The sequence below is a fragment of the Pseudomonas sp. R2-60-08W genome (assembly GCF_003852335.1).
Taxonomy (GTDB): domain Bacteria; phylum Pseudomonadota; class Gammaproteobacteria; order Pseudomonadales; family Pseudomonadaceae; genus Aquipseudomonas.
In genome coordinates, this window is the sequence record NZ_CP027731.1 from 2,991,225 (window position 1) to 3,006,455 (window position 15,231).

Below are 15,231 nucleotides of genomic sequence, written 5' to 3' on the forward strand. Positions count from 1 at the left end.
GGTCCCTGAAAAAACCACCTGGGGCAAACCAGGGGTTTACTCTTTCACGTCCATGAACTCCTCAGCCCACGCCACATAGCTCTCCGGCAATGTGTAGGTGTGGGTCAGCTCGGTCGCGCTGAGGTTCGAGGTGCTGTGGGTCAACTGCCGTTGCGCGCGCAGGCTGTCGTAAGTGGCCTTGATCGCGGCGAAGTAGGCGCCATGCCCGGCCACCACGATGCGCACGCCCAGGCTCGCCAGGCGCTCGCTGTCGTGCAGTTGGGGGTTGCCGTAGGTCACCAGCATCAGCGGCACCGTGAGGTTTTCGGCGATTTTTTCCAGGTGGTCGAAGTCTTTGACGCCGACCATGCAGATGCCATCGGCGCCGGCCTTTTCATAGGCCTGGGTGCGCGCAATCACGTCTTCGGTGGGCAATACGCCGGCGTTGGTGCGCGCGATGATCGACAGTTCAGGATCGACACGCGCCTCCAGAGCCGCCTTGACCTTGCCGATGCCTTCTTCGACGGAGATCAGGTCCGTGGATTTACGCCCGAATTGCGCAGGCAGCAGGGTATCTTCAATGGTCAGCGCCGCGACGCCAGCGCGTTCCAGCTCTTCAACCGTACGCATCACGTTCAGGGCATTGCCGTAGCCGTGGTCGGCGTCTGCAATGAACGGCAACTGTGCGACGCGGCCGATGCGGGTGGCCTGTTCGACGAACTCACTCAGGGTAATCAACGCGAAATCGGGTGCCGCCAGTACCTGCAGGGAGGCGACGGAGCCGCCGAGAATACCCACCTCAAAACCCAGGTCGGCCGCGATCCGGGCGGACATGGGGTCGAAAACCGAGGCGGTTTCAACACAGATGGGCGTGGCAAGCAGTTCGCGGAAGTGACGGCGCAGCGCTGAGTGAGAAATCTTGGGCATGTTCTTTCCTGGCTTTGGTCATCGTCAAGTGACGATCAATGTCTATTCGTGGTGGCGTGAGATTACCACGCAGACGGGCAGGGGTTGATGACGTTTGAATGCGCAAGAGGCGTCTTGCGCGGCGATGCGCCGATAAAATGCAATATGTGCATTTTTAGTGAATTACGTTATGCAATATAAATATTTTACATGTCTTTCTTATAACCTCATCGTAATGCCCCTTACGACTATCGCCGAGACCGCACGCGCGGATCGACTTGACGTGCCTCCCATGGCATCTGGAGACGAACGTGCGTTACCTGTCAAAACTGGCGACCGGCATGGCCGCCGCATTGATCTGCTTCACCGCCCATGCGCAAACGCTGGTAGTGGGCGATCAAAGCTATAACGCCCAAGCCGCGATGGAAGCGGCGGGGGTGCTTGAGGATCTTCCCTACACCCTTGAATGGAAGCAGTTCACGGCCGGATCGCCGGTGGCCGAAGCGCTCAACGTCGGCAGCCTGGATATCGGCCTGCTCGGCGACGCGCCGGTGTTGTTCCTGGGCGCATTGGGCGCGCCGATCAAGGTGATCGCCGTCAGCCGGCAAAACCTGGCGGGCGTGGCGATTCTGGTCAAGCAGGATTCGTCGATCCACAGCCTGGCGGACCTGGCGGGCAAACGTGCAGCCATCTGGAAAGGCTCCTGGAGCCAGCAACTGCTGCTGAGCGCACTGGATAACGCCGGCGTTGCCCGCGACGCGCTGCAGTTGCGTTACCTCAGCGCACTGGATGCGTCCCATGCGCTGGAAGGCGGCTCGGTCGATGTCATCGCCACCTGGGAGCCTTATGTGACCCAGCAGGAACGCCAAGGTGCACGGGTACTCGCGACGGCCGAGGGGTTGATTCCCGCCCAGAGTTTTATCGCCGCCAACGCCACTGCGGTCGAAGACAAACGCGCGCCCATCAACGACTTTCTCCAGCGCCTGAAAAAAGCCCGTGACTGGGCACGCCAGAGCCCGGCCAACACCAACGCCTACGCTGACGCATGGGCCAAACGCACCCGCGCCGACGCTGAAATCGCCCGCGCCTGGTTTGCCAGGGCACGCACCACGGTCGAACCGCTGACTGCCCAGGCACCGGTCGAAGCGCAAAAGACCGTGGACTTCTTCGCCAGCGAAGGCCTGATCAAGGCTTACCCGGCCGCCAGCCTGTTCGACCCGTCATTCGCTGCGGCCCTGCAGCCCGCCGTCGCCCAGGCACAGCCCTGAATACACCAAGGAATCTCTCTGATATGACCAAACGACAGCTCAAACTGGGCGCCTTGACCATGGGTTGCGGTGGGCCGGGTCGCCACAATTTGTGGCTCGACCCGCAATTGCCTGCCGACGCCAGCGTGAACATCGACTGGTACATCGATATCGCGCGCCAGGCCGAGGCAGCGTTGTTCGACTTGATCTTTATCGTCGACAGCCAGTTCATCACCCCGGGCTCGCCTTCCCATTACCTCAATCGCCTGGAACCGCTGACGTTATTGTCGGCGCTGGCCGTGAGCACGCGGCATATCGGCCTGGTCGGTACGCTGACCACCTCCTACAACGCGCCGTATAACGTTGCGCGGCGCCTGGCTTCCCTGGACCTGATCAGCAAGGGCCGCGCCGGCTGGAACGTGGTGACCAGCGGCGATGCCGGTACCGCCGGCAATTACAGCCGTGACGAGCATTATGACTACACCACGCGTTACAGCCGCGCCGTCGAACACGTCCAGGTGGTGCAGGGGCTGTGGAACTCGTACGAGGATGACGCCTTCGTGCGCGACCGCGCCACCGGCCAGTTTCTCGACCCGAGCAAACTGCATAGCCTGAATCATCAGGGCGAACACTTCGCGGTGGCCGGCCCGCTGAACATCCAGCGCTCACCCCAGGGGCAGCCGGTGATCTTCCAGGCCGGGGATTCCGAGCAAGGCCGCGACCTGGGCGCCGCCACCGCCGACGTCATCTTCACCCATGCCGCCAGCATCGAGCAGGGCCAGGCGTTTTACCGGGATATAAAGGACAGGGCGCGGCGACGCGGGCGCGATCCGGAGCAGATATTGATCATGCCCGGCGCGGAAATCTATGTGGGCGACACCGATGCCCACGCCCGCGAAATCGAGCAGCATTATCATCAGGTCGACCATAGTTTCGAGCTTGCGCTGAAAGAATTCGGGCGTAATTTCGGCTGGCACGACTTCAGCCAGTACGACCTGGATGCGCCATTTCCTCAAGAAAGCCTGGAGGCTGCGCGCAGCAGCTTTTTCACTGCGGCCAAACGCATCGCCGATCAGGCCCGCGAGAAGGGTTTCAGCCTGCGCCAGGCCGTCGAGTTTGGCCGCCAACTGCGTCCAGGGGCCTTCACCGGCACGGCCGACACGGTGGCGCAAAAAATGGCGGATTGGCTGCACGCCCGCGCCGTGGATGGTTTCAACATCTACATCGGGCACCCGGAGCAGTTCACTCGCTTTACCCGAGAAGTCATACCGTTGCTGCAGGAACGCGGTGTTTACCGGACCGCGTATGAAGGGAGTACGTTACGCGAGCGCCTGGGGCTGGAAATTCCGCAGTTTGCACGGCGTTAAGCCGCTGCCTGGCGCAATTGCCGTGCGGATCTCTATAGTTCACTCACCCCCACAGCGCACTCAACGGCGCTGTGCAAACCCGCCGAAGACTGAGGTGAGCCTGATGAACCGTGAATTGAGCCGCGCATTGTCCGATCCCAACCAGGTGGACGCCGAGTACTTCGAGTACAGCAAGGCCGCCAACCCCATCAGTGCCAATCTCATACCGCGCATTCCCTACCACAGTTTTCCTGCCGCGCTGTATGACAGCGGCCCTTCACGCGTCGTCCCGCTGGACCTCAGCGACGCCCTGGGCTGCGAAGGCCCGGCCACAGGTCCCGGATTGTGCGCCAACTTTATGCGACTCAACCGTGGCGACACGCTGGCCGTGCAACCCAACGCGACCTCCCAGGTGTTCTACGTGATCGCCGGGGAGGGCCGCGTGGTGCAGGCCGAGCATGAGATTCAATGGTCCAAAGGCTGCTTTATCGCGCTGCCGGGTTTGCAGGCGGCGCACTTCAGTGCCAGCGCGGATGCGCGCCTTTACTACGTGCACGATGAACCGTTGCTGCGCTACCTCGGGGTGGTACCCAGTGCAGATCGCTTCACACCAACGCTGTACCCCGCAGCGGTGGCCAACGCCAAGCTGCGCGAAGCGGCGGATGACCCGCGTGCCCAGGACCGCAGCCGCATCAGTATCCTGCTGGGCAATCGCAACTTTCCCCAAACGCGCACCGTTACCCACGTACTGTGGGCGATGTACGGCATCCTGCCGGCCGGATCGGTGCAAAAGCCCCACCGGCACCAGTCGATTGCCCTGGATTTCATCATTGACTGCCCGCCAGGCTGCTACTCCCTGGTCGGCACCGAGCTGGACACGGATGGGCAGATCCGCAATCCGGTACGGGTCGACTGGTCGCCCGGCCTGGCGTTCGTGACGCCGCCTGGGTATTGGCATGCGCACTTCAATGAATCCGACACCGAGGCGTTCCTCATCCCGATCCAGGACGCGGGGCTGCAAACCTACCTGCGTGCGTTGGATATTCGCTTCAGTTGATAAAACAACGCCCCAATGTGGATTGCACGATCAGGGTGAAATAGGATCGCTCGCCGGGAAGGTTTCTTCGATGGCCTCGTCAAGCTGGCTATCGCTGACAGCGCGGTCCTGCACCTTTACATGCGACTCGCAATGGCATTCGGCACTGGGGCATGCCTGACCGCGTGGGTGCAGGTCGGCGCAGGCCTGGCTGCAATAGGTTTTGCCATCGCGTTGATAGCGCGCGGCATCGGTCACCTGGCAACTGCAGCCTGGGCAGGCGCATGGCAAATCCGGGATGGCTTGGTTCATGAGTCCTCCGATTGTCAGTGTGGTTGAAGCGTTCACACCTGTTTTGATCAGCGTAAATTCAAGAGTTTAAAAAAAACAGGGTAGGGGTGACGAGCGGCGGGTGTGCGTGTGTGAGACAAGAAAACGAACCCTGCGCTGCCTCGTGCGTCTATGGTGATAACAACGATCACACAGACGCGAGGAGGTTTACCCATGATTGATTACGCAGCGGGCGACACCGATTCAGAAGCGCGCAACCGTTCGATCGGTGATGCCATAGGCCTGGCCGCCGATGAAGTCGAGTTGTGGGTGGCTTCGGTGGAAGAAGACGGCAGCGGCATGGGCTACGTGCTGACGTTTTCCGCGGACACGCCCAGCGAAATCCTCGCCAAGGTCGAGGGGCTGGGCGCTGACCGCACGATTAATATCGGTCCGATCGATTGAATCTTGCAAGTTCACGGGCCATTTATGGCTGCTGGTGACGAGGTAATGCGATTTCAGGTCACTGTAGGAGCGAGCTTGCTCGCGAAAAAATCAGGGCCCCCGCGTTTAACCAGAATGAACGCATTGCCTGGGCGTTTTTCGCGAGCAAGGGCTAGCCGCCCGCCTCGCTCCTACAAAAAAAGCCTTGACTGACCAACACGATGCGCGCCATGGAGCAGGTCAAATGATTCGTCCGCTGTTCGTTTCGCTGGACGGGCCCAAGGGCACCGGCAAGACCACGCTGCTGGAGGCTGTTACCTCAGCATTGAGGGCAGACGGCAAAAAGGTGATCCGACTGTGCGAAAAAAAGAGCGATCCCCATCGGGGTGAAACCATGGCGCTGGTCAACCAGCTCGTCAGGCATCCCAGCCCGGCACTGGAGTTGACGGTGTGTGAGCGATTTGCTGATAGCCGTGGCTGGATTTCCCGGCATGTACTGCCCAAACAGCCTTCTGACAGCATCATCCTGATTGACCGCTGGTACCCGTCTGACGCGGCGTTTCGGCGCCTGATTCCGTTCGCGCAGATTCTAAAGTTGAACATCGAGCGAGGCGTGCAGGTGCCAGACCTGCATGTCGGAGTGGTCACCGACGCTGAGACGTCATGGGCGAGGGCGGCAGCACGAACACGTGGGCTGGGCAGTACGGTGCTGCACTCCGTGGAAGAACAGGTGGCCTGCACGCTGGGGTTCGAGCGAGAGGTTGCCGATCACGGTTGGGTGCTATGCCGTAATGAAGGATCGATCGAGGACGCTACGGCGCAGGTGGTTGCTGAGATCTATGGCGTGCTGAGTGGGCGCTAGCAGTTCCGTATCGCAGTGTATCTACAGGCCCTGCGGATACTTGCGGATTCAATAGACCGCTTTACCGACACATCCGCGATACCTGCAGGCGGTTCAATTGGCTCCAGCGAGGGACACCCCCTCGGCCAATTGAGCAGGTAGCGCCATGTTCTTGATCGCCTTTCTCGGCGGCATCGTCACGGTACTCAGCCCGTGCATTCTTCCCGTCGTGCCGTTTTTATTCGCCCGTGCTGACCGCTCGCCAGCGTCAGTGGTGTGGACCCTGCTTGGCCTGGCGCTGACCTTTGCCCTCGTGTCCAGCCTCGCCGTGGTCAGCAGTGACTGGGTGGTGACGGCCAACGGCATTGGTCGCCAGCTCGCCCTGGTGGTGCTGGTTCTGTTCGCCCTGTCGTTGCTTTCCGCCAAAGTCGGTAACGGGTTGATGCGGCCGTTGACGGCACTGGGTAATCGCCTCGATCCCGCCACGCGCAGATTGTCGGGGCCCGGAGCATCGCTGCTGATCGGGGTCGCAACCGGATTGCTCTGGGCACCGTGCGCGGGGCCCATCCTCGGAATCATCCTGACCGGCGCAATGCTTCAAGGCCCGAGCGCGCACACCAGCCTGCTGCTGTTGGCCTACGGCTTGGGCAGTGCCGTCTCGTTGGGCGTGCTGATCTTCGCGGGCCGAGGCCTGGTGTCTCGGTTGAAGTTGTCGCTGCCCGTGATTGCCTGGCTGCGACGCGGCACAGGGCTGGCCGCGCTGGTGGTCGCAGGGGTGATCGCCAGTGGCTCACAAAGCCAATTACTCGCCGGCACTTCATCCCAGGGCGCTGCCAAGCTGGAGCAGTCGCTGCTGAGCGGTGTGCCCAAAGTCACTGATTACCTGGTGGACAGCGCCAAGGCCGCGACCACACCTGACCTGAGTGCCAAGGGTGAAATGCCGTCCCTGTCGGGCGCTGTCCAGTGGCTGAATTCACCCGAACTGAGCAAGGAGTCGTTGCGAGGCAAAGTGGTGCTGGTGGACTTCTGGACGTTCGACTGCATCAATTGCCAGCGCAGCATTCCGTATGTGAACGAGTGGGCAAAGAAGTACGAGAAGGAAGGGCTGGTTGTCATCGGCGTGCACACCCCGGAGTATCCCTTTGAAAGGGTGATAGACAACGTGCGCAAAAACGTAGCGAAGCTGGGCCTCAACTACCCGATCGCGATCGACAATAACTATGCGATCTGGCGCGCATTCGACAATCAATACTGGCCCGCCCACTACCTCGTCGACGCCGAAGGCAAGATCCGCTACACCCACTTCGGCGAAGGCAGCTATGACACTCAGGAAAAAGTGATCCAGCAGTTGCTGGCGGAGGCTAAGAACAAGGGGTGATGACTATTGGGGATGATCCATAGGCGTCTTTGCGGAAAGTTTCAGGGTTGGCGGCAGTTTCAACTCCACACACAGACCGCCGCCATCCCGGTTCACCAAGCGCAGGGCGCCTTGCAGGGTAAGCGCCAGTTGTTGCGAAATCGCCAAGCCCAGCCCTGTGCCACCGGTTTCCCGGTTTCGCGAATTCTCCACGCGATAAAAAGGTTTCAGCACTTCGGGCAATTGGTGGTCAGGTATGCCGGGGCCACGGTCCAGCACTTGAATCAGCAGCCCACCGTCCGGCTGGCGCTGCGCGATGATTTGCACCTCTGACCCGAACTTCAAAGCGTTGTCCACAAGGTTCACCAACACTCTGCGAAGCGCGTGGGGGCGGGTATCGATGGCTGCGCCGCCGTCAGCTTTTAACGCCACTTGCTTGCCGGTATCAAGGTAGTCAAAGACCAGGCTTTCCAGAAAGGAATCGACATCCACGCGCCGGCTTGGCTCATTGGAACCCGCCATGCTCCGCGCGTAGGCCACGCCTTCCTGGACCAGGTGCTGCATTTCCTCCAGGTCGTTGCAGAGCTTGTCCTTTTCCACCGAATCGTCCATGAACTCCGCGCGAAGCTTCATCCGTGTGATCGGGGTTTGCAGGTCGTGGGAAATCGCTGCCAACAGCTGCATGCGTTCCTTGACGTAATTCGCAATGCGCTCCTGCAGGGTATTGAAAGCCACGGCCGCGTAGACCACTTCGATTGGCCCTTCCTCCTTGAGCGGTTCGCCCTGGCCATTCGGATCCAGGCCGTCTACCGCTTGGGAAAGCCGCGTCAGTGGCCGTATGACCGTGCGTACGGCGAGCCAGGTGCAGACGAACAGCAGCAACAGTTGCGCAACCAGAACTGCCGGTAACCAAGGTGATAGCGGCATCACCAAGGGTCGTACATCAATCGTCAGGGGGCTGCCGTCCTTGAGGCGCAAGTGGGCCTGATAATGAGGGCGCGCATCGGCAATATCGCTGAAGCTCAATGGGTAGTCCCGGCCCAGCGTGGCTTGCATGGAGCGCACGGAGACGGGAGCGCTGGTCATGTCCATTGGCGTGCCCGGCTGGCCCTCATCAAGTTCGTATCGGTAGTTGGGGTGTTCCAGGCGCGGCAACCAGGCCTCACGCTCATTGGCCGGCAACCGCTCCAGTATCGCCAGTGAGGTGGTCAGGTCTTGTTCGAAATTGTCCAGCATCAACATCTTGGCACTTTGGTAGCGCTCATAGAACTGCAGCCCGAATGACAATCCATGGGCCACCGCCAGGCTCACCAGGAAGATCAGTGTCAACCGCGAGGCCAACGTGCGCGGCCAACGCGTCATGGTCATGGCTGTGCTCCTGACACTCGCACCGCATAGGTAAAGACATAGCCCTCGCTGCGAACAGTCTTGATGTAGGCAGGATCGCGGGCGTCGTCCTGCAGCCGGTGGCGCAACCGGCTGACGAGCAAGTCAATCGATCGGTCGAAGAGGTCGGCGTCCCGGCCCTGGGTGAGGTTGAGCAACTGATCGCGGTTCAGCACGCGCTGGGGGTGATCGAGGAAGACGCGCAGCAAGCGATACTCCCCGCCACTTAACGTCACGATGGTGCCTTCGCTGTCCAGCAGGTGTCGAGCCGTGGTGTCCAGCCGCCATTTGCCGAATGCGAGCAGCCGGCCTGCTTCGGTGACGATCAGGTTGGGCGGCAACATGCGGGTGCGGCGGAGCACGGCGTTGATTCGCGCCAGTAACTCCCGGGCGACAAAGGGCTTGGCCAGGTAATCGTCGGCGCCCATCTCCAGGCCGATGATTCGATCCGTATCGTCATTGCGCGCGGTCAGCATCAGAATCGGCGTGGCCTTATGCTTGCCTGCGCGCAGTTCCCGACACAGCACCAGCCCATCGTCTCCGGGCATCATGATGTCCATCACAATCAAGTCGACCGGCGTGGACGCCAGAAAGGCACGCATCTGGCGACCGTCCGCCACTACCGTCGTGCGCAGCCCGTTTTTCTGAAGATAATTTCCCACCAGCTCTCTGATCTCGCGGTCATCGTCGACGATGAGAATGTGATCTACGTGCTCCACTTGACTCACCTTTATCCCTGTTTAACGGCGTTGAAGAAGGTGGCGTCGAGTATATCCAGGTGACGCTTTCCAGCTGATAAAACTTTTGCACCAGACTCGCCTGGGTGGGTTTGTATCGTTGTGTATCTGCGCCGCAGCCAGATACACAGTGATTCGTTCAAGGCGGTTGGTGACACATACCGGATACCTGCGGGGCGTTAAATGAACCCATCGAGAAGGCGCAGCCCCTCTCCAACTGATGGCTCATCTAACGCTCGGAGATCTCGTTATGCCCTGGAAAAACCCCGTGAGGATGGGCGTGTTTGGTTTGGCCCTGGTCGCAGGCAGCGGCGGTGCCTGGGCCGCCGAAGCGTCAGTTGCCAGTTCGGCCACGATCCAACCCGAATCGATCCGGCCTTACCGAATTCATGTCGATGAAGCTCAACTGACCGATCTCAAACAGCGCATCGCCGCGACCCGCTGGCCAGATAAAGAGACGGTCAATGACGTCTCCCAAGGCGTGCAGCTGGCCCAGGTTCAGGCGTTGGTGAAGTATTGGGGCAACGGCTATGACTGGCGCAAGGCCGAAGCGAAGCTCAATGCGCTGCCTGAATTCATCACCACCATTGACGGCGTGGATATTCAGTTCATCCATGTCCGCTCGCGCAACCCGAATGCAATGCCGCTGCTGCTGACACACGGATGGCCGGGCTCGCAGTTCGAGTTCCTGAAGACCATCGGCCCGCTGACCGACCCTGTGGCTTACGGCGGTAAGGTCGAAGATTCGTTCGACGTGATCATTCCCTCGATCCCCGGTCACGGCTTTTCCGGCAAGCCCACTGAATTGGGCTGGGGGCCGGATCGCGTCGCGAAGGCGTGGGATGTGCTCATGAAGCGTCTCGGATACTCCCGCTATGTTTCCCAGGGTGGCGATCACGGCTCGGTGATATCGGATGCACTGGGTCGCCTGAATCCGCCGGGTCTGTTGGGCATTCACTTGAACATGCCGGCCACCATTCCGCCCGAGCTGGTCAAGCCGATCAACAGTGGTGACCCGGCACCTGTCGGGCTCAGCGAGCCTGAACGCAAGGCGTTTGAGTCCCTGAGTAGCTTCTTCGGCCGCAACGCGGCATACGGCGCAATGATGGTGACCCGCCCGCAGACCATCGGCTACCTGCTGGCCGACTCGCCCACCGGTACGGCGGCGTGGATGTATGAAAAGTTCGCCGCCTGGACCGACAGTGACGGTCAGCCTGAGCGGGTACTCAGCCGTGACGAGATGCTGGACGACATCAGCCTGTATTGGCTGACGAACGTCGGCGCATCGTCATCGCGTTTCTACTGGGAAAACAACAACAACAATTTCAGCGCCGCCGCGCAGAAAACCACAAGCATCAAGGTGCCGGTGGCGATCACGGTCTTTCCCCACGAAATCTATCAGGCACCCAAAAGCTGGGCGCAACGCGCTTATCCCTCACTGGCCTACTACAACCAGGTTAACAAGGGCGGCCACTTCGCTTCCTGGGAACAACCGCAACTATTCAGCGAAGAATTGCGTGAGGCCTTCCGGCCACTGCGCGCCAAGCTCGGCGTAACGAAGACCGCTCAGTAACGCCTACCCAACCCTGTCAATACACCGGGCCGTTATGCAGCGGCTCGCTACGGAGAAACATCATGGAGATGACCTTGCTGAACAACCAGAATAAATCCGGCCGCCTGCAGGGTTTTGCCCCCTCGCTACTGGCAGCAGCGTTGCTGCAGTTCGGCGCCGTGGCGGCAGGGTTTGCCCAGGCCAGCGCTGCTGACGTACCGGCCTCCACGGTGGCCGCTATTACGCCGGGCGCTCACACTTCGCTGGGTGACCTCAAGCATGTGAAAGCGGGTCTGCTGGACGTTTCCTACGCGGAACTCGGCCCCGCCGATGGCCCGGTGGTTATTTTGCTGCACGGCTGGCCCTACGATATCAACGCCTTCGCTGATGTCGCGCCGGCTTTGGCGGACAAGGGCTATCGGGTGTTGATCCCGTCTGCCCGTGGGTATGGCGACACGCATTTTCTCTCGGCCAAGACCGTTCGCAATGGGCAACCCGCTGCACTGGCCACCGACCTGATCGACTTCATGGACGCGCTGAAGATCAACAAAGCCGTGCTGGGTGGATTCGACTGGGGCGCCCGCACTGCCGATATCGTTGCCGCACTATGGCCGGAGCGCGTGAAAGCCCTGGTGGCGGTCAGCGGATACCTGATCGGCAGCCAGGAAGCGGGCAAAGCCCCACTGCCACCCGCCGCCGAGTTGCAGTGGTGGTACCAGTTCTACTTCGCAACCGAGCGCGGGCGTCTGGGCTACGAGAAAAACACCCATGACTTCGCCAAGCTCATCTGGAAGCTGGCGTCGCCAAAGTGGAATTTCGACGACGCCACGTTTGACCGCAGCGCGGCATCCCTGCAAAACCCGGATCACGTGGCCGTGTCGATGTTCAACTACCGCTGGCGCCTCGACTTGATCAAAGGCGAGCCCAAGTACGACGCGATCGAGAAGAAGCTGGCGGCATTCCCTACCATCAGCGTGCCGACCATCACGATGGAAGGCGATGCGAACGGTGCGCCCCATCCACCGGCTGAAGCGTATGCAAAACGATTCACCGGCAAGTATGAGTACCGCCTTATCAGCGGTGGAATAGGCCACAACCTGCCTGAGGAAGCGCCGCAGGCTTTCGCCCAGGCGGTGATTGACGCCGATCATCTCTGACAGGGAGTGTCACCATGAAACTCATGCATCTGTCCGGGGCTGTTGCAGCGCTTGCGCTCACCGTCGCTGGCGTCGCAGCGGGCGATTCCGCTGGCAGTGACGCTTCGCCGATCTACGGCGTAAAGATTCCCGAAGGCTATCGCCAGTGGCCGCTGATTGCGCCAGCGCAGGAAGCCGCGCCCTTGAATGAACTGCGCGCCGTGGTCGGCAATAACCTGGCAATCAAGGCCTACCAAGATTCAGCGCTGCCGTTTCCCGATGGCACGGTGCTGGTGAAACTGGCGTGGAAGCACGTCCAATCACCCGAGTTCGAGCCCGCCTCAATACCCGGCGCGGCCACCACGGTTCAAGTCATGGTGAAGGATTCGAAGCAGTACGCGGCGACCGGGGGGTGGGGCTTTGGGCGTTTTATCAACGGCAAAGCGGTCGACCAGGCTCAGCACGAGACGTGTTTTGCCTGCCATCAAGCGCGCGTCAAAAACCATGATTTCGTGTTCACCCGGTACGCCCCATAATCCCAAGTTCAAGGAGTTCTCCATGAAGAAAATCATTGCCTCGCTGGCAGTCGCTGCCTCTGTGTTGGTCGGTGCTGACGCGTTCGCGCAGACTGTGAAGCCGACGGTCGTGCTTGTTCACGGCGCCTTCGCCGACGCCTCGAGCTGGAACGGCGTGGTCAAGATCCTCGAAAAGGATGGCTACACCGTCGTCGCCGCGGCAAACCCGTTGCGCAGTGTGAAAAGTGATGCCGCATCCGTCGCGTCACTGATCGCGAGTATCAAGTCACCCGTTGTGCTGGTGGGGCATTCCTACGGCGGCAACGTCATCAGCGAAGCGGCCAATGACCAGGCCAACGTCAAGGCGCTGGTCTACGTGAGTGCGTTCGCTCCCGACACCGGCGAAACCGTCGCCGGCCTGGCTGGCAAGTTTCCCGGCAGCACCTTGGGGCCGACCCTCGCGGCACCGGTGCCGTTGAGTGAGGGTGGCAAGGATCTGTACATCCAGCAGAACAAATTCCACGCGCAATTCGCCGCTGACGTGCCCGCGGCTGAAGCGGCAGTGATGGCCGCCACCCAGCGTCCGGTCACCGAAGCCGCGCTGAATGAGCCGTTTGCCACGCCGGCGTGGAAGCACATTCCAAGTTGGGCTATCTACGGCGACAAGGACAAGAACATTCCGCCCCAGGCACTGGCCTTCATGGCCAAGCGAGCGGAGGCTAAAGCCGTGGAAGTGGTGAAGGGCGCCTCCCATGTGGTGATGGTTTCAAACCCGGCGCCCGTTGCTCGCTTGATCGAAAGAGCCGCGACGGCGAAATGAGCGCCCTATGAAGCCCCCAAGGTGAAGCCTATGTACACCCTCAGCACGAGCTATATAGACGGCACATTTGTCCCGGTTCGGGGCACGGAGAGCTTGCTGATTATTTCTCCCACGACCGAGAACGTCCTCGGGACGGTCACGCTGGCAAACCGCGAAGATGCGGTGCTGGCCATCGAAGCAGCCGCGCGGGCCCAACGTTTATTCGCCAGAAGTCCTAAGGCGCAGCGGATTGACATGCTCAGAGCGCTGCAAGCTGCGGTATTAAGGAACGCCGATAGCATTCGCGACTCTGCCATTGAAGAGTACGGCGGGGTCTACTCGCGTACTCAATGGGTAAGCCAGTACGTCTCGCAGAGCTTTGCGAATGCTATCCAGACGCTTGAAGACTACCCTCTGGTGCGAACAATCGGCGCGGCGCGGGTATCAATGGAGCCGGTGGGTGTCGCAGCGCTGATTGTGCCGTGGAACAGTGTCGCCGGAACCGTCTGCAGCAAATTGGCCTCGGCTATCGCCGCAGGTTGTACCTCTGTGATCAAGCCCAGCGAGCTCAGCCCCCTCCAGACACAGGTGATTACCGAGGCGCTTCACAGCGCGGGGTTACCGGATGGACTGTTCAATGTCTTGCTGGGCAGAGGGCACGACGTTGGAGATGAACTGAGCACCAACCCGACGGTTGCGAAAATTTCATTCACGGGCTCTACCCCAACCGGCAAGTTGATTGCGCGTGCAGGCCTCGACAGCCTGAAGCGGGTGAGCCTGTCGTTGACCGGCAAGTGCGCCTCGATTCTGCTGGAGGATGCAGATTTGGCGAGTGCCATCCCGATGATCGTGAATGCCGCGTTCATGAACAACGGCCAGGCCTGTGTCGCTGGCTCGCGACTCCTGGTGCCGAGCCAGCGGGCAGACGAGGTCGTTGCTGCCGTGAAGGCCTGTGTTGATGGGTTGGTGGTGGGCGACCCATGGCGTCCCGATACCAGCCTGGGGCCGCTGGCCAGTGCAGCGCAGTTTGATCGAGTCCAGCATTTCATCCGCCAGGGCTTGGAACAGGGGGCCCGACTCGTCGCTGGCGGGGCAGGGCGCCCGGACGGCATCGACAGAGGCTACTTTGTCAAACCAACGGTATTTGCCGATGTGACGAGTTCAATGGCGATCGCGCAGGAAGAGATATTCGGGCCGGTGCTGTCAATCATGACCTACGACTCCGAGGAACAGGCTGTCGAGATTGCCAATGACACCATTTACGGACTGCAGGCCTATATCTTCGGTAAAAATCTCGACCGCGCCAAGCGTATGGCCTCCCAGCTTGAGGCTGGCACCGTCTTGATCAATCGTGCCACTCCAGAATTACTCGCACCCTTTGGCGGTTTGAAGCAGTCGGGGATAGGCAGAGAGTTTGGCGTGCATGGCCTGGAAGCGTTTCTTGAGGCTAAATCGGTGGTGGTGGGTTAGGCGTCAGCGTTATGTCTCCTAGCTAACGACAAATGGGGATGTCAGTGAAACGGTCACAGCGCTGCGAGCGAGGACAACTCGACCTTGTGGCGGGCGAACGCACCCCAATGCCGATCAGTTAAGCGAAAGTGGTTCATTGTAGGAGCGAGCCTTAACTGGCGGGCGCCAGGGCTTGCCTGCGTTGGGGCGGAGAAATAACTCCAAAACCAG

General features: G+C 60.6%; 15 protein-coding genes. 11 read left to right on the plus strand and 4 right to left on the minus strand.

The features are described 5' to 3' along the window. Positions 1-36: 36 nt before the first annotated feature. Positions 37-906 (minus strand): oxaloacetate decarboxylase, encoded by an 870-nt coding sequence (locus C4J90_RS13505; RefSeq protein ID WP_124362864.1) that lies wholly within the window; start codon positions 904-906, stop codon positions 37-39. 290 nt (positions 907-1,196) lie between these two features. On the opposite strand from C4J90_RS13505, the gene C4J90_RS13510 reads away from it, so the two are divergent. From C4J90_RS13510 to C4J90_RS13520, 3 genes are all read left to right on the plus strand, one after another. After that, on the plus strand, positions 1,197-2,153 hold the full coding sequence (locus C4J90_RS13510) for an ABC transporter substrate-binding protein (protein WP_124420023.1): 957 nt from the start codon (positions 1,197-1,199) through the stop codon (positions 2,151-2,153). Between the two features lie 23 nt (positions 2,154-2,176). Then, positions 2,177-3,499, plus strand: a complete 1,323-nt coding sequence (locus tag C4J90_RS13515) for an LLM class flavin-dependent oxidoreductase (protein WP_124420024.1) — start codon at positions 2,177-2,179, stop codon at positions 3,497-3,499. A gap of 103 nt (positions 3,500-3,602) precedes the next feature. Further along, entirely contained in the window at positions 3,603-4,535 is a 933-nt protein-coding gene (locus C4J90_RS13520; RefSeq protein WP_124420025.1) for a cupin, read from the plus strand. A gap of 30 nt (positions 4,536-4,565) precedes the next feature. Here the strand turns inward: C4J90_RS13520 and C4J90_RS13525 are convergent, their stop codons facing one another. After that, positions 4,566-4,826 (minus strand): metallothionein, encoded by a 261-nt coding sequence (locus tag C4J90_RS13525; RefSeq protein ID WP_177413403.1) that lies wholly within the window; start codon positions 4,824-4,826, stop codon positions 4,566-4,568. Between the two features lie 192 nt (positions 4,827-5,018). Here C4J90_RS13525 and C4J90_RS13530 point away from each other — a divergent pair, with 192 nt between their 5' ends. The 3 genes from C4J90_RS13530 (at position 5,019) to C4J90_RS13540 (ending at position 7,447) form a co-directional block, all read left to right on the plus strand. Next, positions 5,019-5,249 (plus strand): DUF317 domain-containing protein, encoded by a 231-nt coding sequence (locus C4J90_RS13530; protein WP_124420026.1) that lies wholly within the window; start codon positions 5,019-5,021, stop codon positions 5,247-5,249. Between the two features lie 223 nt (positions 5,250-5,472). Continuing rightward, positions 5,473-6,090, plus strand: a complete 618-nt coding sequence (locus C4J90_RS13535; protein ID WP_124420027.1) for a dTMP kinase — start codon at positions 5,473-5,475, stop codon at positions 6,088-6,090. 145 nt (positions 6,091-6,235) lie between these two features. Further along, positions 6,236-7,447, plus strand: a complete 1,212-nt coding sequence (locus C4J90_RS13540; RefSeq protein ID WP_124420028.1) for a cytochrome c biogenesis protein DipZ — start codon at positions 6,236-6,238, stop codon at positions 7,445-7,447. A 3-nt stretch (positions 7,448-7,450) separates the two neighbouring features. On the opposite strand, the gene C4J90_RS13545 is transcribed toward C4J90_RS13540, so the two are convergent. Both C4J90_RS13545 and C4J90_RS13550 read right to left on the minus strand, forming a co-directional pair. Then, positions 7,451-8,794 carry a HAMP domain-containing sensor histidine kinase gene (locus C4J90_RS13545; RefSeq protein ID WP_124420029.1) on the minus strand — a complete coding sequence of 448 codons (1,344 nt, stop codon included), beginning with the start codon at positions 8,792-8,794 and terminating at the stop codon, positions 7,451-7,453. After that, positions 8,791-9,531, minus strand: coding sequence for a response regulator (locus C4J90_RS13550; protein ID WP_124420030.1), 741 nt, complete (start codon positions 9,529-9,531; stop codon positions 8,791-8,793). Before C4J90_RS13550 ends, C4J90_RS13545 begins: the two co-directional genes overlap by 4 nt. Before the next feature lie 268 nt (positions 9,532-9,799). Between C4J90_RS13550 and C4J90_RS13555 the strand changes: the two genes are divergently transcribed. From C4J90_RS13555 to C4J90_RS13575, 5 genes are all read left to right on the plus strand, one after another. Beyond that, entirely contained in the window at positions 9,800-11,122 is a 1,323-nt protein-coding gene (locus tag C4J90_RS13555; RefSeq protein ID WP_256658858.1) for an epoxide hydrolase family protein, read from the plus strand. Positions 11,123-11,184: 62 nt separating this feature from the next. Next, positions 11,185-12,258: an alpha/beta fold hydrolase gene (locus C4J90_RS13560; protein WP_124420032.1), complete on the plus strand. Its 1,074-nt coding sequence runs from the start codon at positions 11,185-11,187 to the stop codon at positions 12,256-12,258. A gap of 14 nt (positions 12,259-12,272) precedes the next feature. After that, positions 12,273-12,773, plus strand: a complete 501-nt coding sequence (locus C4J90_RS13565) for a cytochrome P460 family protein (RefSeq protein WP_124420033.1) — start codon at positions 12,273-12,275, stop codon at positions 12,771-12,773. Positions 12,774-12,795: 22 nt separating this feature from the next. Next, positions 12,796-13,572 (plus strand): alpha/beta fold hydrolase, encoded by a 777-nt coding sequence (locus C4J90_RS13570; protein ID WP_124420034.1) that lies wholly within the window; start codon positions 12,796-12,798, stop codon positions 13,570-13,572. Positions 13,573-13,602: 30 nt separating this feature from the next. After that, positions 13,603-15,021 carry an aldehyde dehydrogenase family protein gene (locus C4J90_RS13575; RefSeq protein WP_124420035.1) on the plus strand — a complete coding sequence of 473 codons (1,419 nt, stop codon included), beginning with the start codon at positions 13,603-13,605 and terminating at the stop codon, positions 15,019-15,021. The last annotated feature ends 210 nt before the right edge of the window (positions 15,022-15,231 follow it).